At 52.6% G+C, this 23,571-nt stretch carries 20 protein-coding genes and 3 tRNA genes; 14 read left to right on the top strand and 9 right to left on the bottom strand.

Features of this window, described 5'->3' with window-relative positions; all coding sequences use genetic code 11:
* Nucleotides 1-4 precede the first annotated feature (4 nt).
* Both HV243_RS15610 and ptsG read left to right on the top strand, forming a co-directional pair.
* The gene (locus HV243_RS15610; protein WP_016156196.1) at nucleotides 5-802 is read left to right on the top strand and encodes a metal-dependent hydrolase; all 798 of its coding nucleotides are present in this window, start codon (nucleotides 5-7) and stop codon (nucleotides 800-802) included.
* Between the two features lie 293 nt (nucleotides 803-1,095).
* On the top strand, nucleotides 1,096-2,529 hold the full coding sequence (gene ptsG / locus HV243_RS15605) for a PTS glucose transporter subunit IIBC (RefSeq protein WP_016152655.1): 1,434 nt from the start codon (nucleotides 1,096-1,098) through the stop codon (nucleotides 2,527-2,529).
* A 55-nt stretch (nucleotides 2,530-2,584) separates the two neighbouring features.
* On the opposite strand, the gene HV243_RS15600 is transcribed toward ptsG, so the two are convergent.
* The 5 genes from HV243_RS15600 to HV243_RS15580 all read right to left on the bottom strand — a co-directional run bounded on the left by HV243_RS15600 (nucleotide 2,585) and on the right by HV243_RS15580 (nucleotide 7,822).
* The gene (locus HV243_RS15600; protein ID WP_053389898.1) at nucleotides 2,585-4,363 is read right to left on the bottom strand and encodes an aminopeptidase P family protein; all 1,779 of its coding nucleotides are present in this window, start codon (nucleotides 4,361-4,363) and stop codon (nucleotides 2,585-2,587) included.
* A gap of 14 nt (nucleotides 4,364-4,377) precedes the next feature.
* Nucleotides 4,378-5,832, bottom strand: a complete 1,455-nt coding sequence (locus HV243_RS15595; protein ID WP_016152657.1) for an AMP nucleosidase — start codon at nucleotides 5,830-5,832, stop codon at nucleotides 4,378-4,380.
* 118 nt (nucleotides 5,833-5,950) lie between these two features.
* Nucleotides 5,951-7,267: a shikimate transporter gene (gene shiA / locus HV243_RS15590; protein ID WP_053389899.1), complete on the bottom strand. Its 1,317-nt coding sequence runs from the start codon at nucleotides 7,265-7,267 to the stop codon at nucleotides 5,951-5,953.
* Between the two features lie 213 nt (nucleotides 7,268-7,480).
* A tRNA-Asn gene (locus HV243_RS15585) sits at nucleotides 7,481-7,556 on the bottom strand.
* Between the two features lie 113 nt (nucleotides 7,557-7,669).
* Nucleotides 7,670-7,822, bottom strand: a complete 153-nt coding sequence (locus HV243_RS15580) for a hypothetical protein (protein WP_165500029.1) — start codon at nucleotides 7,820-7,822, stop codon at nucleotides 7,670-7,672.
* A gap of 60 nt (nucleotides 7,823-7,882) precedes the next feature.
* On the opposite strand from HV243_RS15580, the gene nac reads away from it, so the two are divergent.
* Together nac and cbl are read left to right on the top strand one after the other, a co-directional pair.
* Complete coding sequence (nac, locus tag HV243_RS15575; RefSeq protein WP_016156200.1) at nucleotides 7,883-8,800, top strand: nitrogen assimilation transcriptional regulator NAC; 918 nt, start codon at nucleotides 7,883-7,885, stop codon at nucleotides 8,798-8,800.
* Between the two features lie 101 nt (nucleotides 8,801-8,901).
* Nucleotides 8,902-9,852 (top strand): HTH-type transcriptional regulator Cbl, encoded by a 951-nt coding sequence (gene cbl / locus HV243_RS15570; RefSeq protein ID WP_016152661.1) that lies wholly within the window; start codon nucleotides 8,902-8,904, stop codon nucleotides 9,850-9,852.
* Nucleotides 9,853-9,894: 42 nt separating this feature from the next.
* On the opposite strand, the gene HV243_RS15565 is transcribed toward cbl, so the two are convergent.
* Nucleotides 9,895-9,970, bottom strand: a tRNA-Asn gene (locus HV243_RS15565).
* A gap of 99 nt (nucleotides 9,971-10,069) precedes the next feature.
* Complete coding sequence (locus HV243_RS15560; protein ID WP_049040618.1) at nucleotides 10,070-11,557, bottom strand: EmmdR/YeeO family multidrug/toxin efflux MATE transporter; 1,488 nt, start codon at nucleotides 11,555-11,557, stop codon at nucleotides 10,070-10,072.
* Nucleotides 11,558-11,717: 160 nt separating this feature from the next.
* Here HV243_RS15560 and HV243_RS15555 point away from each other — a divergent pair.
* Nucleotides 11,718-11,793, top strand: a tRNA-Asn gene (locus HV243_RS15555).
* 97 nt (nucleotides 11,794-11,890) lie between these two features.
* Here HV243_RS15555 and fhuE read toward each other — a convergent pair.
* Nucleotides 11,891-14,077, bottom strand: a complete 2,187-nt coding sequence (fhuE, locus tag HV243_RS15550) for a ferric-rhodotorulic acid/ferric-coprogen receptor FhuE (protein ID WP_053390189.1) — start codon at nucleotides 14,075-14,077, stop codon at nucleotides 11,891-11,893.
* Between the two features lie 348 nt (nucleotides 14,078-14,425).
* Between fhuE and hinT the strand changes: the two genes are divergently transcribed.
* The 9 genes from hinT to HV243_RS15505 all read left to right on the top strand — a co-directional run bounded on the left by hinT (nucleotide 14,426) and on the right by HV243_RS15505 (nucleotide 21,182).
* Nucleotides 14,426-14,785 carry a purine nucleoside phosphoramidase gene (gene hinT / locus HV243_RS15545; protein ID WP_016156204.1) on the top strand — a complete coding sequence of 120 codons (360 nt, stop codon included), beginning with the start codon at nucleotides 14,426-14,428 and terminating at the stop codon, nucleotides 14,783-14,785.
* 2 nt (nucleotides 14,786-14,787) lie between these two features.
* Complete coding sequence (locus tag HV243_RS15540; protein WP_019076489.1) at nucleotides 14,788-15,162, top strand: YcfL family protein; 375 nt, start codon at nucleotides 14,788-14,790, stop codon at nucleotides 15,160-15,162.
* 13 nt (nucleotides 15,163-15,175) lie between these two features.
* A complete protein-coding gene (gene lpoB / locus HV243_RS15535) occupies nucleotides 15,176-15,817 on the top strand; it encodes a penicillin-binding protein activator LpoB (RefSeq protein ID WP_016152673.1) in 642 nt (213 codons plus the stop codon).
* Entirely contained in the window at nucleotides 15,798-16,622 is an 825-nt protein-coding gene (thiK, locus tag HV243_RS15530) for a thiamine kinase (RefSeq protein ID WP_053390188.1), read from the top strand. The genes lpoB and thiK overlap by 20 nt, the downstream gene beginning before the upstream one ends.
* A gap of 10 nt (nucleotides 16,623-16,632) precedes the next feature.
* A complete protein-coding gene (nagZ, locus tag HV243_RS15525; protein ID WP_046274787.1) occupies nucleotides 16,633-17,658 on the top strand; it encodes a beta-N-acetylhexosaminidase in 1,026 nt (341 codons plus the stop codon).
* Between the two features lie 21 nt (nucleotides 17,659-17,679).
* Entirely contained in the window at nucleotides 17,680-18,222 is a 543-nt protein-coding gene (gene ycfP, locus HV243_RS15520; protein ID WP_003030817.1) for an alpha/beta hydrolase YcfP, read from the top strand.
* Between the two features lie 191 nt (nucleotides 18,223-18,413).
* Nucleotides 18,414-18,872 carry an IS200/IS605 family transposase gene (gene tnpA / locus HV243_RS15515; RefSeq protein ID WP_181603852.1) on the top strand — a complete coding sequence of 153 codons (459 nt, stop codon included), beginning with the start codon at nucleotides 18,414-18,416 and terminating at the stop codon, nucleotides 18,870-18,872.
* A 298-nt stretch (nucleotides 18,873-19,170) separates the two neighbouring features.
* On the top strand, nucleotides 19,171-20,475 hold the full coding sequence (gene ndh, locus HV243_RS15510) for an NADH-quinone dehydrogenase (protein WP_046274786.1): 1,305 nt from the start codon (nucleotides 19,171-19,173) through the stop codon (nucleotides 20,473-20,475).
* A 167-nt stretch (nucleotides 20,476-20,642) separates the two neighbouring features.
* Complete coding sequence (locus tag HV243_RS15505) at nucleotides 20,643-21,182, top strand: glycine zipper 2TM domain-containing protein (RefSeq protein WP_053389558.1); 540 nt, start codon at nucleotides 20,643-20,645, stop codon at nucleotides 21,180-21,182.
* Nucleotides 21,183-21,239: 57 nt separating this feature from the next.
* On the opposite strand, the gene HV243_RS15500 is transcribed toward HV243_RS15505, so the two are convergent.
* The gene (locus tag HV243_RS15500) at nucleotides 21,240-23,420 is read right to left on the bottom strand and encodes a TonB-dependent siderophore receptor (RefSeq protein WP_019076496.1); all 2,181 of its coding nucleotides are present in this window, start codon (nucleotides 23,418-23,420) and stop codon (nucleotides 21,240-21,242) included.
* Nucleotides 23,421-23,571 lie beyond the last annotated feature (151 nt).

Raw genomic sequence — 23,571 nt, 5'->3', positions numbered from 1 at the left:
CATTATGTTTTTAGTCGACTCACACTGCCATCTTGATGGCCTGGATTATCAATCTCTGCATAAGGACGTGGATGACGTGCTGGCGAAAGCAGCCGCACGCGATGTGAAATTCTGTCTTGCCGTCGCGACCACTCTGCCAGGATACCGCAGTATGCGCGAACTGGTCGGTGAACGTGACAATGTGGTGTTCTCCTGCGGCGTGCATCCGTTAAATCAGGATGAAGCCTATGATGTTGAAGACCTGCGCCGTTTTGCCGCCGAAGAGGGCGTTGTGGCGATGGGGGAAACCGGGCTGGACTATTTCTATACGCCGGAAACAAAGGTGCGCCAGCAGGAATCTTTTATCCATCATATTCAGATTGGCCGTGAGTTACAAAAGCCAGTTATCGTGCATACCCGCGATGCGCGGGCCGATACGCTGTCTATTCTGCGCGAAGAAAAAGTGACGGATTGTGGTGGCGTACTACACTGTTTTACAGAAGACAGAGAAACGGCGGGCAAATTGCTGGACCTCGGATTTTATATCTCGTTTTCCGGCATCGTCACGTTCCGTAACGCAGATCAGCTCCGTGATGCCGCCCGCTATGTTCCTCTGGATAGGTTGCTGGTTGAGACGGATTCTCCCTACCTTGCGCCTGTACCGCATCGTGGAAAAGAGAACCAGCCTGCCATGACCCGTGACGTTGCGGAGTATATGGCCGTAGTGAAAGGTGTTGCCGTTGAAGAACTGGCGCAGGCAACCACTGATAACTTTGCCCGCCTGTTTCACATCGACGCTTCTCGCCTGCAATCCGTTCGTTAACTGACTTTTTTTAAAGCTCGTAATTAATAAGCAAAGCGAGTAAAGTTCACCGCCTCAAAATGGGCGGTGAATAACCGGTTTGACACATTCAGAAACGCATTTTATCGGAATGTGCGGATTTTACGGCCATCCACGACTGAATTGTGATAGCCGTCAAACAAAAACAAACTGAATTATTTTACTCTGTGTAATAAATAAAGGGTACTTAGATGCCCTGTACACGGCGAGGTTCTCCCCCCTCGCTAATGCGTGAGAACGTAGAAAAGCACAAATACTCAGGAGCACTCTCAATTATGTTTAAGAATGCATTTGCTAACCTGCAAAAGGTCGGTAAATCGCTGATGCTGCCGGTATCCGTACTCCCGATTGCAGGTATCCTGCTGGGTGTCGGTTCCGCTAACTTCAGCTGGCTGCCAGCCGTTGTATCGCACGTAATGGCAGAAGCAGGCGGTTCTGTTTTTGCAAACATGCCGCTGATTTTTGCCATCGGTGTCGCGTTAGGCTTCACCAATAACGACGGCGTATCTGCACTGGCATCCGTTGTTGCCTACGGCATTATGGTTAAGACCATGGCTGTTGTTGCGCCGCTGGTTCTGCATTTACCTGCTGAAGAGATCGCAGCTAAACACCTTGCTGATACGGGTGTTCTCGGGGGGATTATCTCCGGTGCGATTGCAGCGTATATGTTCAACCGTTTCTACCGTATCAAATTGCCTGAGTATCTTGGCTTCTTTGCGGGTAAGCGCTTCGTTCCTATCATTTCTGGTCTGGCCGCTATCTTCACCGGTGTGGTTCTGTCCTTCATTTGGCCGCCGATCGGGACTGCTATTCAGACGTTTTCCCAGTGGGCTGCATACCAGAACCCGGTCGTAGCGTTCGGTATCTATGGCTTCATTGAACGCTGCCTGGTGCCGTTTGGTCTGCACCATATCTGGAACGTTCCATTCCAGATGCAGATCGGTGAATACACCAATGCTGCGGGCCAGGTATTCCACGGCGATATCCCTCGCTATATGGCGGGTGACCCGACTGCGGGCAAACTGTCTGGTGGCTTCCTGTTCAAAATGTACGGTCTGCCGGCTGCCGCTATCGCTATCTGGCACTCTGCTAAACCAGAAAACCGCGCGAAAGTGGGCGGTATCATGATCTCCGCGGCGCTGACCTCGTTCCTGACCGGTATTACCGAACCGATCGAGTTCTCGTTCATGTTCGTGGCACCGATCCTGTACATCATCCACGCAATTCTGGCTGGTCTGGCATTCCCGATCTGTATCCTGCTGGGTATGCGTGACGGTACGTCGTTCTCCCACGGTCTGATCGACTTTATCGTTCTGTCCGGTAACAGCAGCAAACTGTGGCTGTTCCCGATTGTCGGTATCGGTTATGCGATTGTTTACTACACCATCTTCCGTGTGCTGATCAAAGCGCTGGACCTGAAAACTCCGGGCCGTGAAGATGCTACCGAAGACACCAAAGCGGGTGCGTCCGGCGAAATGGCTCCGGCCCTGGTTGCGGCATTCGGCGGTAAAGAAAACATCACTAACCTCGATGCGTGCATCACTCGTCTGCGTGTCAGCGTCGCTGACGTTGCCAAAGTGGATCAGGCTGGCCTGAAGAAACTGGGTGCGGCGGGCGTTGTAGTGGCGGGTTCCGGTGTTCAGGCTATCTTCGGTACTAAGTCCGATAACCTGAAAACTGAAATGGATGAGTACATCCGTCACAGCTAAGCAGTAAAAAGTTGGGGAGAATTAAGGCAGCCTGTGGGCTGCCTTTTTTAATGCATTAATTGGCCTGAACGCGAATCGGCGCAGTGGCGGCGAACAACCACGGACGAGCCTCTGCGTTCACGCGTGGGGATAACGTCTCTCTGACCTGCTGGTGATAATCATCAATCCACTGCTTTTCAGCCTCACTTAGCAGGTGCAGTTCAACCAGACTTAAATCAATCGGCACCAGCGTCAGCGTTGAGAAGCGACAGAAGCCAGGACGACTGTTGATAATCTCCACCTGATTCTCAATACGGATCCCATATTCTCCGGCCAGATAATAACCCGGCTCGATGGTAATGATATTGCCCGCAACCAGGGGCCAGGGGTTTACTTTTTTGGCAATGCGATGGGGCTGCTCATGGATCAGGAGCTGATGGCCTACGCCGTGTCCCGTACCGTGATCAAAATCCAGACCCAGATCCCACAGCGCCCGACGGCTAAAGGCATCCAGCTGATGACCCTGAGTGCCGCTGGGAAATTGCAGTGAGATAAGCGACAAAAAGCCTTTCAACACAGCGGTGTAATGCAGACGACGCTGCGGATCCTGTGGACCAAACGCGAGGGTGCGCGTTGTATCCGTCGTACCATTACGGTACTGGCCGCCGGAATCATTCAGATACATGGCCTGAGAGGTAATGGGCGTATTGGTTTTTTCGCTGGAATGGTAATGGCACATTGCGGCATTGCTGGCTGAGGCCGAAATCGTGTTGAAGCTTTGCTCGATAAATCCCGACTGCTGCTGGCGAAATTCCAGTTGCCTGGCCTGCGCTTCCAGCTCAGTGACCGGATTGCCTACCGCTTCGCGCAAGGGAACTTCATGCGTAAGCCATGCCAGAAAGTTAACCCAGGCCGCGCCATCTTGTTCATGGCATTCCCGATAGCCCGCCAGTTCAACGTCATTCTTGTGCGCTTTCATCAAGGTGATGGGATCGGGTGCCCATAAGACTTCGCCACCGTGTTCTACAATGGCAAAACGCAGCGCGACCGGGGCGTAGTCTTTATCGACCAAAAAGCGTTTCCCTTTGGCCAACTGCTGGCAGCGGGCAAGAAAACTCTCTTGTGGGGCCAGCGTGAGCGTATTCAGCAGTGCAGCAGGGAGCTGCTGGGTTTTGTTGCTATCAACAAACCATTCCAGCTCGCCGCTGCGATGGAGCAGGGCGAACGAAAACGGCACTGGCACCATTGGCAGATCGGAACCGCGCACATTCAGCAGCCAGGCAATGTTATCCGGCAGCGTGATCGCCAGAACGTCGGCCTGTTGTTGCGTGAGCAGATCCACGACGCGGGCACGTTTTTGTGTGCTGCTTTCCCCGCTGATTTCAATGGGCATTTCATGAATGATGCCGCAGGGTGCTGCCGGGCGGTCAAGCCATACCTGGTCGAAAGGATCTTGCTCAAGAGATACCAGCTCGCAATGGGTCGCCGACAGTGCTTCAAACTGGCTGTTGACCATCAGCAACGGTTCAAAGCCGATACGCGCGCCGGCAGCAACGTGAGACTGCAAATAGTCGGCCAGCGGTTCGTCATGTAAATGGTGAATTTCAAAATCATCCAGCGAGACTTCATTGCGCACCTGGACCTGATAGCGTCCATCGACAAACATTAATGCGCGGTCGCGCAGGACCAACGCGAGACCAGCGGAGCCGCTAAAACCGGTCAGCCAGGCCAGCTTATTGTCATGCGGTGTACAATCTTCGCTTTGGTGAGCGTCGGCGCGCGGAACAATCATGCCATCCAGCCCTTGCGCTAACAGCAGGTTGCGCAGAGCGGAAAGAGGAGTTGAGTTGTGCATAGTTACCTTCAGGCCTAACGGAACGGCGGTTCGTTGAACGTACGTAATTTACGGGAGTGCAGTCGATCGCCTTCAGCACGCAGACGATCGATTGCCCGGATACCTATTTGCAGGTGCTCGGAAATGGCACCTTCATAAAAACGGTTGGCCTGACCAGGTAGTTTGATCTCGCCGTGTAGCGGTTTATCGGAAACGCACAGCAGCGTGCCGTAAGGGACGCGGAAGCGGTAGCCCTGGGCGGCAATGGTGGCGCTTTCCATATCAATAGCCACCGCGCGACTGAGGTTAAAACGCAGCGCAGAAGCGGAATAGCGTAACTCCCAGTTGCGATCGTCGGTGGTGACGACGGTACCGGTACGCAGGCGCTGTTTCACCTCCTCGCCGGGCATGCCGCTGACTTCTTTGGTGGCGTCGTACAGTGCGCGTTGTACTTCCGCAATGCTCGGAATCGGAATATCCGGCGGTAGTACGGCATCCAGCACATGGTCGTCACGCAGATAAGCGTGGGCCAGAACATAGTCGCCAATCGCCTGACTTTCACGCAGGCCGCCACAGTGTCCAATCATCAGCCAGACGTCAGGGCGCAGGACGGCCAGATGATCGCAAATGGTTTTGGCGTTAGACGGGCCAACGCCGATATTGACCAGCGTGATCCCCTGACCGTCGGCGGTGATTAAATGCCAGGCGGGCATCTGATGTTTCTTCCAGGCGAGGTCGGAGATGGCCTCTTCCGGAGCTTCCGTTTCAGCGGTGATCCAGATCCCGCCCGCGCATGACAGCGCGATATAGGGGCTGTTCGGATCGAGGATCTGGCTGCAGCCCCAGCGCACGAACTCATCGACATAGCGGGTGTAGTTGGTGAACAGCACAAATGGCTGGAAATGTTCAACCGGCGTTCCCGTGTAGTGACGCAGTCGTGCGAGCGAAAAATCAACTCGTCGGGCGTCGAAGTGCGACAGCGGGGAGAATTCCGCCGGATGATAGGTACCATCGGCTGTTTCGTCGCCGATCTGTGACAACTCGGTAGTGGGGAAATGGCGCGTTAATCCGGCGCTCATTGAGCGGTCGAGCGTCAGTTCAGAACCGTCGATCACATAGGGATAAGGGATTTCATGCTGCGACGGTTCGACGGAGATATGCGCATCATAATCCTGATACAGCAGCGTGAGTTGTTCCTCAAGATAGGGACGAAAAAGCGACGGACGGGTGATCGTAGTGGTATAGCTGCCCGCATGGGTAAAACGGCCATAGGCACGGGTTTTCGGGGGATTGGTGGCGCTGCCATCCCAGGTGACACAAAGCGATGGGTAAACAAAAAGACCATTATGGCGGGCGATTATGTCAGGGAGCGTCCCTGTTTCAATGTATTTACCAATGGCGCTACGCAGTGCTTTAACCGACTGCTCGTACAGCGCGTCCAGTTTATCCAGTGCCTGAGTTGGGGTCAGGCTGGAGCCCTTATTGTTCATGTCTGTCTCCTTGTTCCACAGATGTACTGCTCTCCCGATAGTATGTCACAGGAATATGAAACAAAAGTCAGACGTAGAGGAAGATTGTGCGAAGGTCGAATGACCTTCGCATCAGGGCTTAACTGTGCTGCTTATCCCGCATCAGCAATGCAGTGGCGGCGGAAATAAGACACCCGGCCATCAGATAAATGGCCACGCTGTGCCAGTCTCCGCCCGAGAATGTTACCAGTGCTGCAGCAATGAAGGGGGTAAAACCACCGCCAACCACGCTTGCCACCTGATAGCCAACGCCTGCGCCGCTATAGCGATAACTCGCGCCAAACAAACCGGTAAACATAGGCTGCTGTACGCAGACCACCATATCGTGCGCAATATTGGCCAACATAATCGCGAAGAACACGATCCAGAAAATAGACTGTGCTTCCAGCGCCATAAAGAACGGGAAGGCGCTCAGCGTACCGACCAGTGCACCGGTAATGTACACGCGCCGTCGACCAAACCGGTCGGCAAGCCAGGCAAAGCAGGGGATGGTCAGACAGCTCAGTCCCCCCACTAACAAACCGATATTCAGAAACAGCTCGCGGGGTAGGCTCAGGTTCTGCGTAGAGTAATTAAGGGCAAACGCGGTGACGATATACATCGTCAGCAGTTCACATAAGCGCAAGCCGATAATTTTTAAGAATGCGCCCGGATGGCGGATTAACGCCTCGACCACCGGTAACCGCTTTTTCTCGGGTTGCGGTTCCTGCTGTTGCTGTTCGAATTCGGCTGATTCATCCATTCTGTTACGCATCCACAACGCGCCCAAAACCAGTACGATGCTGAACAGGAACGGAATACGCCAGCCCCAGCTCAGGAACTGCTCATCGGTAGTTTGCGAGCTAATCAGTGATACCAGACCGGTAGAAAGCAGCAGTCCGACGCCGTAACCGACCTGAACGCCACTGCTGTAGAAGGCTTTTTTATTTTTTGGCGCGCTTTCGACCGAGAGCAACGCCGCGCCGCCCCATTCACCACCAACGGCGAATCCCTGAATGGCGCGCAGCGTCACCAGCAGCACAGGGGCCCACCAGCCAATAGTGTCAAAAGACGGAATAATCCCTATCAGCGCAGTGGCAATCCCCATCATCCAGACGGTGAGCATCAGCATGCGTTTACGGCCAAGGCGATCGCCAAAGTGGCCGAAGATAACCCCGCCTAACGGACGGAACAAAAATCCGACGCCAAAGGTGGCAAATGCGGCAAGTGTTCCCATTGCCGGGCTAACCTGCGGGAAGAACTCGCGATTAAAGACCAGTGCGGCGGTGATGCCATAAAGCAGAAAATCATACCAGTCGACCACGGCGCCAGCGAAGCTACCAAGCGCAGCGCGTCGGGCACGATGAAGCGAAGAGACGTCCTCTTGGGGACCCGTGGAGGTGAGAGTGGAATCCATAGTTATCCTGTCTGTACTGTCTTTTAGTTATTAGTATTTGAATTGGGCTACACACATTGCAGTCGATATATTAACGACCGTTATGAGATTACCGCGACAGACGGGAAGAGAAAACGATTATCTCCCTCACCAGAGGGCTACATGAAAAATAAGACGAATGAAAAACAGAAAAGCAAAAAGCCTGCTTAGTTTCCTAAGCAGGCTTCTTAAATTTGGCTCCTCTGACTGGACTCGAACCAGTGACATACGGATTAACAGTCCGCCGTTCTACCGACTGAACTACAGAGGAATCGTTTGAACGAGGCGCATATTAGCGAGGGCGATGAGGCTTGTCAAAGGGGGAAATACATTTGTGCGTTCGTTTGCTGACAAAATCAGCAAAGCGGCGATCTTTCCGTCTTTTTATGCTTTTGCCCCATTCTGGTGCGCGTCTACCTCTTCCAGGGCAGCCAGAATGAGAGGTTCAGGTGTGCAAAAAGTCCATTCTTCACCTTTGAGCCTGACTTTACGCGGTTTTAACCGTAAAACACGGCTGCTGACTAAACTGGCAAGCATCTTGCAATCCTGAAATTAATGACTGCCAGCACGGGTTCTGGTATTCCGACAGGAGGCAAAATGAACTTCAGACGACTGAAATATTTCGTGAAAATCGTCGATATAGGTAGCCTGACCCAGGCAGCGGAAGTGTTGCATATCGCGCAACCCGCGCTGAGCCAGCAGGTTGCTACGCTGGAAGGCGAACTGGATCAGCAACTGCTGATTCGCACCAAGCGCGGCGTCACACCGACGGAAGCGGGGAAAGTGTTGTATGCCCATGCGCGGACGATTTTACGCCAGTGCGAGCAGGCGCAACTTGCGGTCAATAACGTAGGTCAGACCCTGGGGGGACAGGTCTCTATTGGCCTGGCGCCGGGGACGGCGGCGTCAGCCATCACTATGCCGTTATTACAGACAGTACGAGCAGAGCTGCCCGATGTGCTGGTCTATTTGCATGAAAACAGTGGGGCGGTGCTGAATGACAAGCTGCTCAGCGGGCATTTAGACATGGCGGTGCTCTACGAGCGCTCACCCGTGGCGGGTATCAGCAGTCAACCGTTGCTTAAAGAGGATCTGTACCTGGTCGGGACGCGTGATTGCCCGGGGCAAAGCGTCGATTTAGCCGCGGTGGCGCAGATGAATCTGTTTTTGCCACGGGATTACAGCGCAGTTCGCCTGCGTGTAGATGAAGCTTTTTCGCTTCGTCGCCTGACGGCCAAAGTGATTGGCGAAATTGAATCTATCGCCACCTTAACAGCTGCCATCGCCAGTGGGATGGGCGTCACAGTGTTGCCTGAGTCGGCGGCCCGTTCATTATGTAATGCCGCTAACGGCTGGATGGCGCGGATAACAACCCCATCGATGAATCTGCCATTATCGCTGAACGTCTCAGCCAGAGGGAGCTTATCGCCGCAGGCACAGGCCGTGAAGGAGATCCTGTTGTCGCTGGTAAGCCGTCCGGCACTGGAAAACCGCGAGCTACAGCTGGTCAGCTAAACCTTATTCCCTTCAGGAATAAGATGCGGGTTTTTATTATTTGTTATGCCGGGCATCAGACTTTAACAATAGCGTAATGTCTGATGTGCCCGGAGCAAAAAGTGAATTTCCAGCAACTTAAAATAATCCGCGAGGCGGCCCGTCAGGATTACAACCTGACGGAAGTCGCGAATATACTGTACACCTCGCAGTCGGGAGTCAGCCGACATATTCGTGAACTTGAAGATGAACTTGGCATTGAGATTTTTATCCGTCGCGGTAAACGCCTGCTGGGCATGACCGAACCGGGCAAAGCCTTACTGGTTATTGCCGAGCGTATTCTGAATGAGGCCAGCAACGTTCGCAGACTGGCGGATCTGTTTACCAATGACACGTCCGGTGTACTGACGATTGCCACCACGCATACACAGGCACGCTATAGCCTGCCCGCGGTGATTAAAGCCTTTCGTGAGCTCTTCCCTGAGGTGCGTCTGGAACTGATCCAGGGTACACCGCAGGAGATTGACGTACTGTTGCAAAACGGTGGGGCAGACATCGGGATTGCCAGCGAGCGACTTAGCAGCGATCCGCTGTTGGTAGCTTTTCCCTGGTTTCGTTGGCACCACAGCCTGCTTGTTCCTCACGACCATCCCTTGGTGAAAACGTCTCCTCTCACACTGGAATCTATCGCCCACTGGCCATTAATTACGTATCGTCAGGGGATTACGGGGCGTTCCCGTATCGATGAGGCATTTGCCCGTAAAGGGTTAGTGCCGGATATTATCCTCAGCGCCCAGGACTCGGATGTGATTAAAACTTATGTGTCGCTGGGGCTGGGAATCGGGCTGGTGGCAGAACAATCCAGTGGAGAGCAGGAGGAGGGGAGCTTAACCCGTCTGGATACCCGGCACTTATTTGATGCAAATACCGTCTGGCTGGGCCTGAAACGCGGGCAACTGCAGCGCAACTATGTCTGGCGATTTATTGAGCTATGCAACGCAGGGTTATCCGTCGATGAAATCAAGCGCCAGGCGATGGAGCCAGATGAAGCCGTGATTGATTATCAGATATAATGCAAAAAGCCTGCTTAGTTTCCTAAGCAGGCTTCTTAAATATGGCTCCTCTGACTGGACTCGAACCAGTGACATACGGATTAACAGTCCGCCGTTCTACCGACTGAACTACAGAGGAATCGTGTGAACGAGGCGAATATTAGCGATGCCACTCAGCGTTGTCAAAGCCTGAATAGATAAATGCGATCGTTTGCTGAAATATTCCCCATTTCGCCGCTTATTCAGACGCAACCGGTTGTTTTATGCACTTTTCACGCTCGGGACGAGGGTATTTCCATAACCAGCGGCCTGTAACCATACGCCAGTAAAATAACGCGGCGCGCACGGCCCAGTCGAAGAACATCCCTAACCAAACGCCGACTACACCCCATCCTAATACGATTCCCAAGGTGTAACCCGCCACAACGCGACAGCCCCACATGCCCAACATCGATACCCACATCGCAAAACGCACATCACGTGCGCCCTTAAACCCTGATGGTAGCACCCAGGATGCCGCCCATATCGGCATAAACGCTGCGTTGAGCCAAATTAGGATGACTATGACCTCTTTTACATCCTGATCGTGGGTATAAAATGAGGCCATAACGCCGGCAAAAGGGGCGGTTAGCCAGGCGATGGCGGTTAAGCCGATTGTTGAGAGCCAGAATATATGGCGTAACTGGATTTCCGCTTGGGCAATCTGACCATTTCCCAGACGCCTGCCGGTAATGATTGTCGACGCGGAGCCTAAAGCATTCCCCGGCAGGTTGATGAGCGCGGCGATAGAAAAGGCAATGAAGTTTCCGGCAATTACGCTGGTTCCCATGCCGGAGACAAACATCTGCGTTAACAGTTTACCGCCATTAAATAGCACTGACTCAATACTTGCCGGAATACCGATCCCCATAACTTCCCAGATAATGGCGAGATTGAGCGGTTTAAAATAGCTTTTGAAAGGAATACGCAGCGCCGGATTAAAACCAATCATCAGCACCCAGATAATGGCGAACGCACCGATGTAGCGTGAAATGGTCAGCCCGAGTCCTGCCCCCACAAATCCCAGCCCTTGCCAGGAAAAGACCCCGTAGATCAGGATGCTACTGATGATGATATTTAGGATATTCATACCGCCATTAATCAACAGCGGAATTTTGGTATTACCGGCTCCGCGGAGTGCGCCGCTACCGATCAAAGCAATAGCTGCCGCCGGGTAGCTGAGCACCGTTAGCTCCAGATAGGTGAGTGCCAAAGCCTTAACATCGGGGGTTGCTTCACCGGCGACAACGTCAATAATCTGTTCACCAAAATAGTGAATGACCGCTGCCAGCACGGTAGCAAAAATCGTCATGATCACCAGCGATTGTCTGGCTGCTGCCCTTGCCCGTCGACGATCTCGTTTTCCCAGGCTAAATGCTACCACCACCGTGGTTCCCAGATCGATGGCGGCAAAAAACGCCATGATGACCATATTGAAACTGTCGGCGAGACCAACGCCAGCCATTGCTTCTTTTCCCAACCAGCTAACAAGGAAGGTACTCAGTACGCCCATCAACAGCACACAGGTGTTTTCCAGAAAAATGGGGACAGCAAGCGGAGTGATTTCGCGCCAAAAGAGAACCTTATAACTCTTGCGTTTTGCATACCAGGGCGTGCGGGAAGCGACCTGGCGTAAGGCAGCGGAGACGTTCAAAGTGGACCTTAAAGAAGAAAGTTGAAACCTCATTTCAAATGATGAGGGAGAAACCAAAAAGCTGCAAAGTTTTTTCCATTTAAAATGTCTGGAAATGCATCAAACTGTCGAGAGAAGCATCAATTGAAACTTATTCGGGGAAATGGGGTTTGACAAAATTTTTTTCGCCGCTAAGATAAGCCACCACAACGATTCCTCTGTAGTTCAGTCGGTAGAACGGCGGACTGTTAATCCGTATGTCACTGGTTCGAGTCCAGTCAGAGGAGCCATATTTAAGAAGCCCGCTTAAGGAAACTTAAGCGGGCTTTTTTTTTCTCAGTCCAGTGCATCCACCTGACGAGCAGGTGGAGCGTGATGTGTTTCGAATCAGAACTGATAGCTGGCGGTGACGCTGACGTTGCGCGGCTCGCCATAGACGATAGATCCGTCGACATTGGTGTCGTAGGTTTTATCGAACAGGTTATTGAGGTTACCCTGCACAGAGACGTTTTTCGTCACCTGATAGCGAGTGAATAAATCGACCAGGGCGTAGCTTCCCTGTTCCGCGCGGAATGTGCCATACGGCGTGACCGTATCGCTATAAACACGATTCTGCCAGTTAACCCCACCGCCCACGGTCAGTTCCGGCATGGCTGGCAGGCGATAACGGGTAAACAGTTTTACTGTGGTACGCGGTAGGTTCGGGTTTACCGCATTGCCTTCGTTGTCTTCAGCAACATAGCGTGTCGCGCCGAACGTCATCTGCCAGTTATCGGTGATCGCACCGTTAACTTCGAATTCGACCCCTTTGCTGACCGTTCCATCCATCGCTCTATAGGCCGTGTCGCCATTGCTACCGGCAATTGGTACGCCGGTTGATTGGCCCACGTTATCCTGTTCAATGCGGAACACCGCGAGGGTGGTGGTTAAACGGCTGTTCATCCAGTCGGACTTCAGGCCAAGTTCATAGTTATTGCCGGTAATTGGGGAAAGATATTTACCGGAACTGTCGCGCTTGTTCTGCGGCTGAAAGATTGAGGTATAGCTGGCGTACGTAGACCAGTTATCGTCAATGTCATACACCAGGCCCGCATACGGCGTGGTGTGGTTTTGTTCCATGCTGTAGGCGAGGGTGTCGATACGCCAGTTGGTATAACGCGCGCCGACAATCAAATGCAGTGGGTCGGCCAGCGAAATACGTGTTGCGGCGTAGAGCGATTTCATGTGCGTGGTATCGTCCTGGGCCAATGACTGCGGGTTCCAGTTGGTTTCCGGGAAGTTACCATCGAAGGTATAGAAACTGCCGATTTCGTTGGGGAATACGTTCGCCCACGCGCTTTCGTAACGGTTATTCTGTTTGCTGTAGCTGCCGCCCAGCATCAGATTATGCTGACGACCAAACAGGTCGTAACCGCCGTCGGCGAACAGATCGACGGCATCTACCTTACGCTTGCCGCTGTTCCAGCCGGTACCTCCGACGTAGTCATAGCCCGGACCATAGCTGCCATACGGGCCAATCAGCGTGCCATCGGCTTTATTGACATAGGCATCGACGTACATCATTTTACTGTCGAACTTGACCTCGGAGTGGGTGGCATTCATGGTCGCCTGCCAGGTATCCGCAAAACGTTGCTTGATGGTGACAAACACTTTGTTGAAGTCTTTATCGTTGTACGCCCAGTCCGGCGCAGTGCTGCGCGAGCGGTCATAGCTGTTTTTGCTGCCGTCGGTATTCCAGCGCGGCAATCCACCCCAGGTTGGGCTGTTGATATCAATGCGCTGGTATTCATAACCCGCAGACAGGCTGGTGGTGTCGCCCAGATCGGCATCGACAATCCCGGAGAAGAACATTTTTTCGCTATTGTAGCGATCAAGCCAGGCGTCGTTATTCTGGTAACCCGCCACGATGCGCCCGCGCACGTTGCCGTCTGCCGTGAGCGGGCTTTGCAGATCGGTCACATATCGTTGTTTATTCCAACTGCCATATTCCGCAGAAACATTACCGGTGAACTCGCGGCTGGTGGCATGCTTACGGATCATATTAATCGACGCTGAGGGGTTACCCGTCCCGGTCATTAGCCCGTTTGCGCCACGGACAACTTCGACACGCTCAAAAAGGGCCGTGTCGGAAAGGGCATCACCGAGATTCCAGCGGGATTCAAAATAGGTCGGAATCCCATCGACCATATAGTTATCAATCTGAAATCCGCGAGAGTAATAGCTACTGCGATCTGAATCCGCCTGACTTCTGCTTATCCCCAACGTGTTGTCCATCACATCGCCCAGCGTTTGCAGTTGCTGATCTTCCATGCGCTGCTGACTGATAATACTGACTGATTGCGGAATATCGCGCTGCGTCATCTGCATTTTGGTGCCAGCAGTCGTTGATTTAACGCTGTAATCCTGCTCCTCGCTGGATGTAGCTGGAGCAGAGCCTTCAACGATAACCGTCTCTTCAGCAGGGGCTGCGAGGCTGGTGGAAGGTAATAGTGCTAACGTGATGCAGGCTGCCAGTACAGAAGGGGCAAGCCCCGGTTGGCGTTGGTCATCCCCGTTGTGTGTTGTGAAAGACATCGAAAAGTCCTTGATAATTATTAATATTAAGTTCGAATCACTGAGGTTGTGATGAACCCTTTGGTTGTAAATTATTAAGTTCGCACGCGAATACAAATGCGAAATATACGCATTCACATTCAATGTGTAAACAGATGCTACGGCATAAGTGAAATGTTGTTTCAGTACTATGCTTAAGCAATAGCGACGGGAAATGGTTATAAGAACAGCAGTGGCAGGGCTTTTTGCTTAAAAAATCGAGGGTTAAAGTTGAAAGAGCGTGAGTAACTCGCTCATACTCTATACTCGCAGAGTGACCCGGCGTAGCATGGCATAACGCTTGGGCTGTTAATGAAAAAGGAAAACGTCGTGGCAGAAGAAACTATATTCAGCAAAATTATCCGTCGTGAAATTCCGTCAGATATCGTGTACCAGGATGAACTGGTCACTGCGTTTCGTGATATTTCCCCTCAGGCACCTACGCACATTCTGATCATTCCTAACGTCCTGATCCCGACCGTCAACGATGTGACAGCGGAACACGAGCAGGCGCTGGGTCGCATGATCACCGTAGCGGCGAAAATCGCCGAGCAGGAAGGCATTGCTGCGGATGGGTATCGTTTAATTATGAATACCAATCGTCACGGCGGTCAGGAGGTGTATCACATTCATATGCACCTGCTGGGTGGACGTGCGCTGGGTCCAATGCTTGCGCATAAAGGTCTCTAAGCATGACCAGAGGATGCATTGCACTTTCACTGAGCTTGCTGCTACTGGCTGGCTGTCGGGCACATCCTGAAATTCCGGTAAGTGATGAACAGTCGCTGGTGATGGAATCAACGATTCTGGCGTCGGGCATTACAGCAGAACAGCCGACGTTAACCACGTCTGATATTCAGGCCTCAGCATCCTCGCGACTTTATAACGAAAGACAAGAACCCGTTACCGTTCATTATCGGTTTTACTGGTATGACGCCAGAGGACTGGAAATGCATCCTCTGGAAGCGCCACGCAGTGTGACTATCCCGGCTCATTCGTCGGTGACGCTGTATGGCAGCGCCAATTTTTTGGGGGCGCACAAGGTTAGACTTTATCTTTATTTGTAAGGGGTGAATCTTGATGATCAAAATGAATCGCTACGCACTGATTGCCGCGCTGGCGATGTTTCTCTCTGGCTGTGTGGCGCAACGTGAGCCCGCCCCCGTAGAGGAAGTGAAGCCGGTGCCGGAACAGCCCGCGCAGCCGCAACAGCCGGTGCCGGTTGTACCAACGGTGCCAAGCATACCGCAGCAGCCGGGTCCGATTGAGCACGAGGACCAAACGGCGCAGCCGACGCCACGTCAACGTCACTATGACTGGAACGGGGCTATGCAGCCGATGGTCGGTAAAATGCTGCAGGCTGACGGCGTCAAAGCGGGAGGCGTTCTGCTGGTTGATAGCGTGAATAACCGGACCAACGGCTCGTTGAACGCCGGTGAAGCCACCGAGACCTTGAGGAACGCGCTGGCGAATAACGGCAAGTTTACCCTGGTTTCCGCCCAGCAGTTGGCTGTCGCCAAACAGCAGTTAGGTTTGTCGCCGAACGACAGTCTGGGAACGCGCAGCAAAGCGATTGGTATCGCCCGTAACGTTGGCGCACAGTATGTGCTCTATTCCAGCGCCTCCGGCAACGTCAATTCGCCGGCCCTGCAAATGCAATTAATGCTGGTACAAACTGGCGAGATAATCTGGTCAGGTAAAGGTGCCGTACAGCAACAATAACCGGCTAACGCGCGACGAGGTGTTGTCGCGCTATTTCCCGCAGTATCATCCCGTCGTAGCCAACCAGAGCGGCCTGAGCGGCGGGAGCTGCATCATCGAACACGATACCCACCGCTTAGTGTTGCGCTGTCATCACGACCCTGACGCGCCGGAATCGCATTTCTTACGCCACTATCACGCGTTAAAGCATCTGCCTGAAAGCCTTGCGCCGCGCCCCCGCTTTTATATACGTGGGTGGATGGCGGTCGACTTTTTTCACGGTAAGGTAGAATCCAGATTGCCGGACGCCGACGAACTCGCTGGCTTATTGTATCATCTGCACCAACAACCCCAATTGGGCTGGCGAATCAGTCTGCTGCCGCTACTCGAACAGTACTGGCAGTGTGGCGATCCGGCGCGTCGCACGCCATGCTGGTTGCGAGCGTTGAAGCGGCTCAGGAAAAGCGGTGAGCCTCGACCTTTGCGTCTGGGGCCTCTGCATATGGATGTCCACGGTGACAACATCGTACGTACAGCATCAGGGCTGCGGCTGATTGACTGGGAATATGCCGGAGACGGTGATATCGCTCTGGAGCTGGCGGCGGTTTGGGTCAACGACGAATCTCAGCACCAACGGCTGGTTAGCGCCTACGCCCAACGAGCGCACATTGAACAAAACGCGCTGTGGCGGCAGGTCAGACGATGGCGGCCCTGGGTCATAATGCTGAAAGCGGGGTGGTTTGAGTATCGCTGGCGACAAACTGGCGATCGACAATTTATCAGGCTGGCCGATGAAACCTGGCGGCAGCTAATAATGAAAGGATAAGGAGAGCAGTGTGGGCCCAGTAATGTTGGATGTCGAAGGGTATGAGCTGGACGCTGAAGAGCGTGAGATTCTGGCGCATCCGCTGGTAGGTGGGTTGATCCTCTTTACCCGAAATTATCATGACCCGGAACAGTTGCGTGAATTAGTGCGCCAGATTCGCGCGGCATCACGCAATCATCTGGTGGTGGCGGTAGATCAGGAAGGCGGCAGGGTACAGCGTTTTCGCGAAGGATTTACGCGTCTGCCCGCGGCCCAATCCTTTGCTGCGCTGCACGGTCTGGAAGACGGCGGCAATCTGGCTCAGGACGCCGGATGGCTAATGGCCAGCGAAATGATCGCAATGGATATAGATATCAGTTTTGCGCCGGTGCTGGATGTGGGGCATATCAGCGCGGCGATTGGCGAACGCTCTTACCATGCCGATCCGCGGAAAGCGCTGGCTATGGCGACTCGCTTCATTGACGGTATGCATGCTGCTGGCATGAAAACTACCGGTAAACATTTCCCCGGGCATGGGGCAGTGACGGCGGATTCGCATAAAGAAACCCCAACCGATCCACGTTCAGAAGCCGAAATTCGTGCAAAAGATATGTCCGTGTTCCAGACATTGATTACGGAAAACAAACTCGATGCCATTATGCCTGCGCATGTCATCTACAGTGACGTGGACCCGCGTCCGGCGAGCGGTTCGCCACACTGGCTGAAAACGGTGCTGCGTCAGGAGCTTGGTTTCGATGGCGTCATTTTCTCCGATGATTTGTCGATGGAAGGGGCGGCGATTATGGGAAGCTATGCGGAGCGTGGTCAGGCATCGCTGGATGCGGGTTGCGATATGATCCTGGTCTGCAATAATCGTAAAGGCGCGGTCAGTGTGTTAGATAATCTGTCGCCGATCAATGCAGAACGTGTTACACGTTTGTATCATAAAGGTTCATTTTCACGTCAGGAACTGATGGACTCGGCACGCTGGAAGACGGTAAGCACCCAGCTCAACCAGCTTCATGAGCGCTGGCAGGAAGAGAAAGCAGGTCATTAACGCAAGTTTGGCGAGGATGCGATGATTATCTATTTACACGGTTTTGACTCTAACAGCCCGGGCAACCACGAAAAGGTGTTGCAGCTACAGTTCATCGACCCGGATGTCAGGCTGATTAGCTACAGTACGCGGCATCCTAAACATGACATGCAGCATCTACTGAAAGAAGTGGACAAAATGCTGCAGCTTAATGTGGACGACCGTCCGCTGATTTGTGGCGTGGGGCTCGGGGGATATTGGGCTGAACGGATTGGTTTTCTGTGTGATATTCGTCAGGTAGTGTTTAATCCCAACCTGTTCCCGTATGAGAACATGGAAGGAAAAATCGACAGGCCTGAAGAGTATGCCGATATCGCGACAAAATGCGTGACCAATTTCCGCGAAAAGAATCGCGATCGCTGCCTGGTGATCCTGTCACGTCATGATGAAGCGCTCAATAGTCAGCGTTCGTCAGAAGAGCTGCATCACTTTTACGAGATAGTCTGGGACGAAGAGCAGACGCACAAGTTTAAGAATATCTCCCCGCATTTGCAGCGCATCAAAGCGTTCAAGACGTTAGGTTAATCCTCAATGAACGTTTAAAAAACCAGCCTTCGGGCTGGTTTTTTTGTTGTGCACAGAAAACCCCCAGCTAGGCTGGGGGTTCCGGAAAGCTTTCAGCTTTGGGCCAGTTATTAAAACCCCTTTTGATTTGTTAAAACACATTGCGGTCTGGCAACTGCAAATGTTTAACAAGAAATCAAAAGGGGGTCCCAATGGAGGACGAAAAGAGCTTAGCGCACACCCGATGGAACTGTAAATATCACATAGTTTTTGCGCCCAAATACCGAAGACAAGCATTCTACGGTGAGAAACGCAGGGCGATAGGCAGCATCTTAAGAAAGCAGTGTGAGTGGAAAAACGTGCGGATCCTGGAAGCGGAATGCTGTGTAGATCATATTCATATGCTTGTGGAAATCCCACCCAAAATGAGCGTATCCGGCTTTATGGGGTATCTGAAAGGGAAAAGCAGTCTGATGCTGTATGAACAGTTTGGGGATATGAAATTCAAGTACAGGAATAGAGAGTTCTGGTGCCGGGGATACTACGTAGATACGGTGGGTAAGAACACGGTGAAGATACAGGAATACATAAAGCACCAGCTTGCAGAAGATAAAATGGGTGAGCAGTTATCGATCCCTTATGCGGGTAGCCCGTTTACGGGCCGTAAGTAACGAAGTCTGATGCAAATGTCAGATCGTATGCGCCTGTTAGGGCGCGGCTGGTAACAGAGCCTTATAGGCGCATCCGAAAAACCTCCGGCTATGCCGGAGGATATTTATTTCTTAAAGTTCGTGTTGTCTATCTTTTCAGCATCAAAACTTGATACACATCAATTTTGGTATGACCAATGCACCGTTCGTGTTATTCTCACTCTCGAAGAACATTTTCATTATCGTAACTTGTTGTTAATTAAAGGCTATGCCTATAACTTTTAGTTAACAATTGGTTAATAAATTTAAGGGGGTCACGTTGACTACACCATTAAAAAGAATCGTGATTGTCGGCGGCGGTGCTGGCGGACTGGAAATGGCGACTCAGCTGGGTAAAAAGCTGGGGCGCAAGAAAAAGGCCAAAATCACGCTGGTGGACAGAAACCACAGCCATTTATGGAAACCGTTACTGCATGAAGTCGCGACGGGTTCCCTGGACGAAGGCGTGGATGCGCTGAGCTATCTGGCGCATGCCCGTAACCACGGTTTCCAGTTTCAGTTAGGTTCGGTGGTGGATATCGATCGCGAAGCGAAAACCATTACTCTTGCCGAGCTGCGCGATGAGAAGGGCGAGCTGCTGGTTCCTGAGCGTAAAGTCCCGTATGACACTCTGGTGATGGCGTTGGGCAGTACCTCCAACGATTTCAATACGCCGGGCGTCAAAGAAAACTGCATTTTCCTGGATAACCCGCATCAGGCGCGTCGTTTCCACCAGGAGATGCTGAATCTGTTCCTGAAGTATTCCGCGAATCTGGGCGCTAACGGCAAAGTAAATATCGCCATTGTCGGCGGCGGTGCGACGGGGGTTGAACTCTCAGCCGAGCTGCACAATGCGGTAAAACAGCTGCACAGCTATGGTTACAAAGGGCTGACCAACGAAGCGCTGAACGTTACGCTGGTAGAAGCCGGTGAGCGTATTCTGCCTGCGTTGCCGCCGCGTATTTCCAGTGCTGCGCATAATGAGTTAACCAAACTGGGCGTACGCGTACTGACCCAGACGATGGTAACCAGCGCTGATGAAGGCGGACTGCATACCAAGGATGGCGAGTACATTGAAGCCGATCTGATGGTGTGGGCTGCGGGGATCAAAGCGCCAGACTTTATGAAAGACATTGGCGGTCTGGAAACCAATCGTATTAACCAACTGGTGGTTGAGCCGACTCTGCAGACCACGTGCGATCCCGACGTGTACGCGATTGGCGACTGCGCTTCCTGCGCTCGCCCGGAAGGTGGTTTTGTGCCGCCGCGCGCTCAGGCTGCGCACCAGATGGCAAGCTGCGCAATGAACAACATTTTGGCGCAGATGAACGGCAAGCCGCTGAAAGCCTATCAGTACAAAGACCACGGCTCTCTGGTTTCACTTTCTAACTTCTCTACCGTGGGTAGCCTGATGGGTAACTTGACCCGTGGTTCGATGATGGTAGAAGGGCGTATTGCGCGCTTTGTGTACATCTCACTGTACCGCATGCACCAGATTGCTCTGCACGGTTACTTTAAAACCGGTCTGATGATGCTGGTTGGCAGCATTAACCGGGTGATCCGCCCGCGTCTGAAACTGCATTAATACGGCTTATGGCGTCGGATGTTTGTACTTATCCGGCGCCTTCCTTCAGAGTTCTCCGAATCATCCTGCCTTCGCTCCTCCTCGTGCTATTTTCATCCGTAATCTGATTGGCATTCCTTACCTTCTGTTGCAAAGTTGTTGCTAATAGCAAAAAAGGAGGAAGTCCCGTGAATAAATCTATGTTGGCGGGTATAGGGATTGGCGTAGCTGCTGCGCTGGGTGTTGCAGCGGTGGCCAGTCTTAACGTTTTCGAGCGTGGCCCACAGTATGCACAAGTTGTCTCTGCAACACCGATTAAAGAGTCGGTAAAAACACCGCGCCAGGAGTGTCGGAACGTGACGGTCACGCACCGTAAGCCGGTACAAGATGAAAACCGTATCGCGGGTTCCGTGCTGGGTGCGGTTGCTGGTGGCGTTATCGGCCATCAGTTTGGCGGCGGACGCGGTAAAGATATTGCTACCGTGGCAGGTGCTTTAGGCGGCGGTTATGCAGGTAACCAGATCCAGGGTTCGATGCAAGAAAATGATATGTACACTACTACGCAGCAGCGTTGTAAAACGGTGTATGACAAATCTGAAAAAATGCTGGGCTACGACGTGACGTACAAAATTGGCGATCAGCAGGGGAAAATCCGTATGGATAAGGACCCCGGCGCGCAAATTCCGTTGGATAACAACGGACAGTTGGTACTAAATAACAAAGCGTAAAATAGCATTATCCTGAACATTAGCCCCCCATTCGCTCAGGCTGGGGGGCTTTTTTTATCAGAAGGTTAAGGCGTAGTTCAGACCAAACGTGCGGCCCCGGCCCTTGTATTCATACAGTGACGGGCTACCGTAGGTGGGGCTGTACAGCAGTGGCGCACGTTGTCCCCACAGCGTGGTGTACTCTTCATTCAGCAGGTTTTCCACGCTAAAGGTCAGTTTACCCAACGGGAGCTGATAGCTGCCGATAAAGTCCATCGTGTTATAGCCGTCCAGCTTATTGCCGCTGGCGTCCGTCAGATCAAATGTTTGCTGGCTCTGTACACGCAATGTCCACGGTTCAGGTGCCCAGCCGACCCACGCGGTGGCTTTGGACGGGGAAGCCAGGGTGACATCCCATTTCTGCCACTTACCGTTTTGCTTCACTTCCGATTTAATGACGTTGAAGTTGCCGCCCAGACTCCAGTCCGTATCCGCAATGAAATAATCCACCGCACCTTCAAGGCCATAAATACGGCGATCATCAGGCTGGACGTTAATGGTCATATCGCTACGGTTGATAACGATCGATTTATCCGAAGTAGAGTAGTAAGCGGCCAGCTGCGTGCGCAGACTGTCGCCAGTGTAGCGCCATCCCAGTTCGTAGGAGTTAACTTTAATCCCCTCCAGGCGTGAGTCCGCCACGTTGACGCTGCGCTGGAGCTGGTAATGATCGCCAACCAGGGAATAGGTGCCGTTACCGTAATATTTCCCCGGGTCCGGAAGCTCCACGCCCTGAGAGAAGTTAAACCATGTCTGCTGACGGTCGGTCAGGTGGGCGAGAATACCGGCGTTAAACAGGAAATTATCGTAATCGGTTTTACCGCCAGGAATGGTATCGGCGGAGTTTGCCAGACCGGTGGCAATTCCCTGTTGTTGGGCATAGCCCACGAAATCATCCACCCTGTTTTCGGTCCATTGATAGCGCACACCGCCGCTGAGGGTAAAGATGTCGTTAATGTCATAGCTGTTCTGCAGGAAAGGCGCGAAGTTGGTGATGCTGTAACCGGGGTAACGCCCGGTGGTATAAGCGGTTCGGTTGTCCATACCGCCGGAGGGCAGGGACCAGGCCAGATCGAAGAATTTCTGATTGGAATCGAAGGTTTCGTGATCGGCATCGACACCCCACGTCAGCTCCCAGTTGTCCATCAGCTGGCTGTTGAGGGTGATTTTGGCACCAAACTGGTCTGTGTCCTGCTGCGATGCGGAGAAACTGGTGACCTTGCCTTTGCTTAGCGTAGGGAAGGGGTAGAATTTTAGCGATTCGTCACGGTAATAGATTTGGCTGACCAGGTTCTGGCCGAAGAAATCCGCGTCTGAATACTGCAGGCTGATCAGATGACGCTCGGTGCCGGGAATACGATCGGAATTCAGTCCGCTGCTGGTATAAGCCTTACCGTTTCCCGTCACGGCGGACATGTTCTCGCCAAGATCCAGTCCGTAATCGTCATCCCCCTGGCTCTTATAATACTGCGTAACCAGTTGTAACTGACGGTTGTCGTCAAGCTCAATCGTTCCGGTGCCCATCACGTCCAGACGATCGGAGTGCTGCAGGCCGGTTTGGGTGTTATCCAGCAGCAGGGCATCGTGATTGCCGTCATACCAGCCGCCAAACCGTTGATACGCGACGGACATACGCCCGGAAGCGCGATCGGTTCCTCCGCTCACCGCCGCGGCAACGCGTTCATCATGATCGTTACTGTTATTGAAGCCGCTTTTACTCCCCAGTTCGAGTTCTACTTCACGCTCCGGCTGGCCTTTTTTGGTGACAATGTTGATTAACCCACCGGTACTGCCGCCGCCATACAGTGAGGTTGCACCTGAGATGACTTCAATGTGTGCGATGTTAAACGGGTCAATAGAATCCAGTTGGCGACTGTCAGTACGCGAGGAGTTCAGACGGACACCGTCTATCAGTACTACGATGGCACGACCGCGCATATTCATGCCGTAGTTTGTGCGCCCCTGGCTGCTGACATCGATTCCTGGGATTAACTGAGCAAGAACATCTTTGAACTCTTTCCCCCCCTGAACCTGCTGTTCAATCTCGCTTCCTTCAATAACCCAGGTCGTTTGTGCCATTTCTGCCACGGTGCGTTGACTACGGTTGGCACTGACGATGAGGTTATCTTCCTCAGCCGCGATGGCTGGGAGAGTTAAAGACAACAGGAGAGGATTGAGCACCCAGAGACGCTTATGCATTTGTATTCCTTTTAAAAAAGAGTCGATCTGTTTTTGTTATGGCGGTAGAGAAACCGATGGTTACATTGTGAAACCGGCGTTAAAACAAATGCGAATATTGCTGATAATAATTGTTGTTATCAATACATTTTACAAAAAATGATCGGATAAG

Source organism: Citrobacter sp. RHBSTW-00599 (assembly GCF_013784065.1).
In the GTDB taxonomy this organism is placed as follows: Bacteria; Pseudomonadota; Gammaproteobacteria; order Enterobacterales; family Enterobacteriaceae; genus Citrobacter; species Citrobacter braakii.
This window is presented reverse-complemented; position numbering and strand designations above follow the sequence as displayed.

What these genes read in the sequence shown, in the direction of transcription:
- HV243_RS15610 (WP_016156196.1), top strand. Translation starts at nt 5, where the DNA reads ATGTTTTTAGTCGACTCACACTGCCATCTTGATGGCCTGGATTATCAA.
- ptsG (WP_016152655.1), top strand. Translation starts at nt 1,096, where the DNA reads ATGTTTAAGAATGCATTTGCTAACCTGCAAAAGGTCGGTAAATCGCTG.
- HV243_RS15600 (WP_053389898.1), bottom strand. Translation starts at nt 4,363, where the DNA reads ATGCACAACTCAACTCCTCTTTCCGCTCTGCGCAACCTGCTGTTAGCG.
- HV243_RS15595 (WP_016152657.1), bottom strand. Translation starts at nt 5,832, where the DNA reads ATGAACAATAAGGGCTCCAGCCTGACCCCAACTCAGGCACTGGATAAA.
- shiA (WP_053389899.1), bottom strand. Translation starts at nt 7,267, where the DNA reads ATGGATTCCACTCTCACCTCCACGGGTCCCCAAGAGGACGTCTCTTCG.
- HV243_RS15580 (WP_165500029.1), bottom strand. Translation starts at nt 7,822, where the DNA reads ATGCTTGCCAGTTTAGTCAGCAGCCGTGTTTTACGGTTAAAACCGCGT.
- nac (WP_016156200.1), top strand. Translation starts at nt 7,883, where the DNA reads ATGAACTTCAGACGACTGAAATATTTCGTGAAAATCGTCGATATAGGT.
- HV243_RS15560 (WP_049040618.1), bottom strand. Translation starts at nt 11,557, where the DNA reads ATGAGGTTTCAACTTTCTTCTTTAAGGTCCACTTTGAACGTCTCCGCT.
- fhuE (WP_053390189.1), bottom strand. Translation starts at nt 14,077, where the DNA reads ATGTCTTTCACAACACACAACGGGGATGACCAACGCCAACCGGGGCTT.
- HV243_RS15540 (WP_019076489.1), top strand. Translation starts at nt 14,788, where the DNA reads ATGACCAGAGGATGCATTGCACTTTCACTGAGCTTGCTGCTACTGGCT.
- lpoB (WP_016152673.1), top strand. Translation starts at nt 15,176, where the DNA reads ATGATCAAAATGAATCGCTACGCACTGATTGCCGCGCTGGCGATGTTT.
- ycfP (WP_003030817.1), top strand. Translation starts at nt 17,680, where the DNA reads ATGATTATCTATTTACACGGTTTTGACTCTAACAGCCCGGGCAACCAC.
- tnpA (WP_181603852.1), top strand. Translation starts at nt 18,414, where the DNA reads ATGGAGGACGAAAAGAGCTTAGCGCACACCCGATGGAACTGTAAATAT.
- HV243_RS15500 (WP_019076496.1), bottom strand. Translation starts at nt 23,420, where the DNA reads ATGCATAAGCGTCTCTGGGTGCTCAATCCTCTCCTGTTGTCTTTAACT.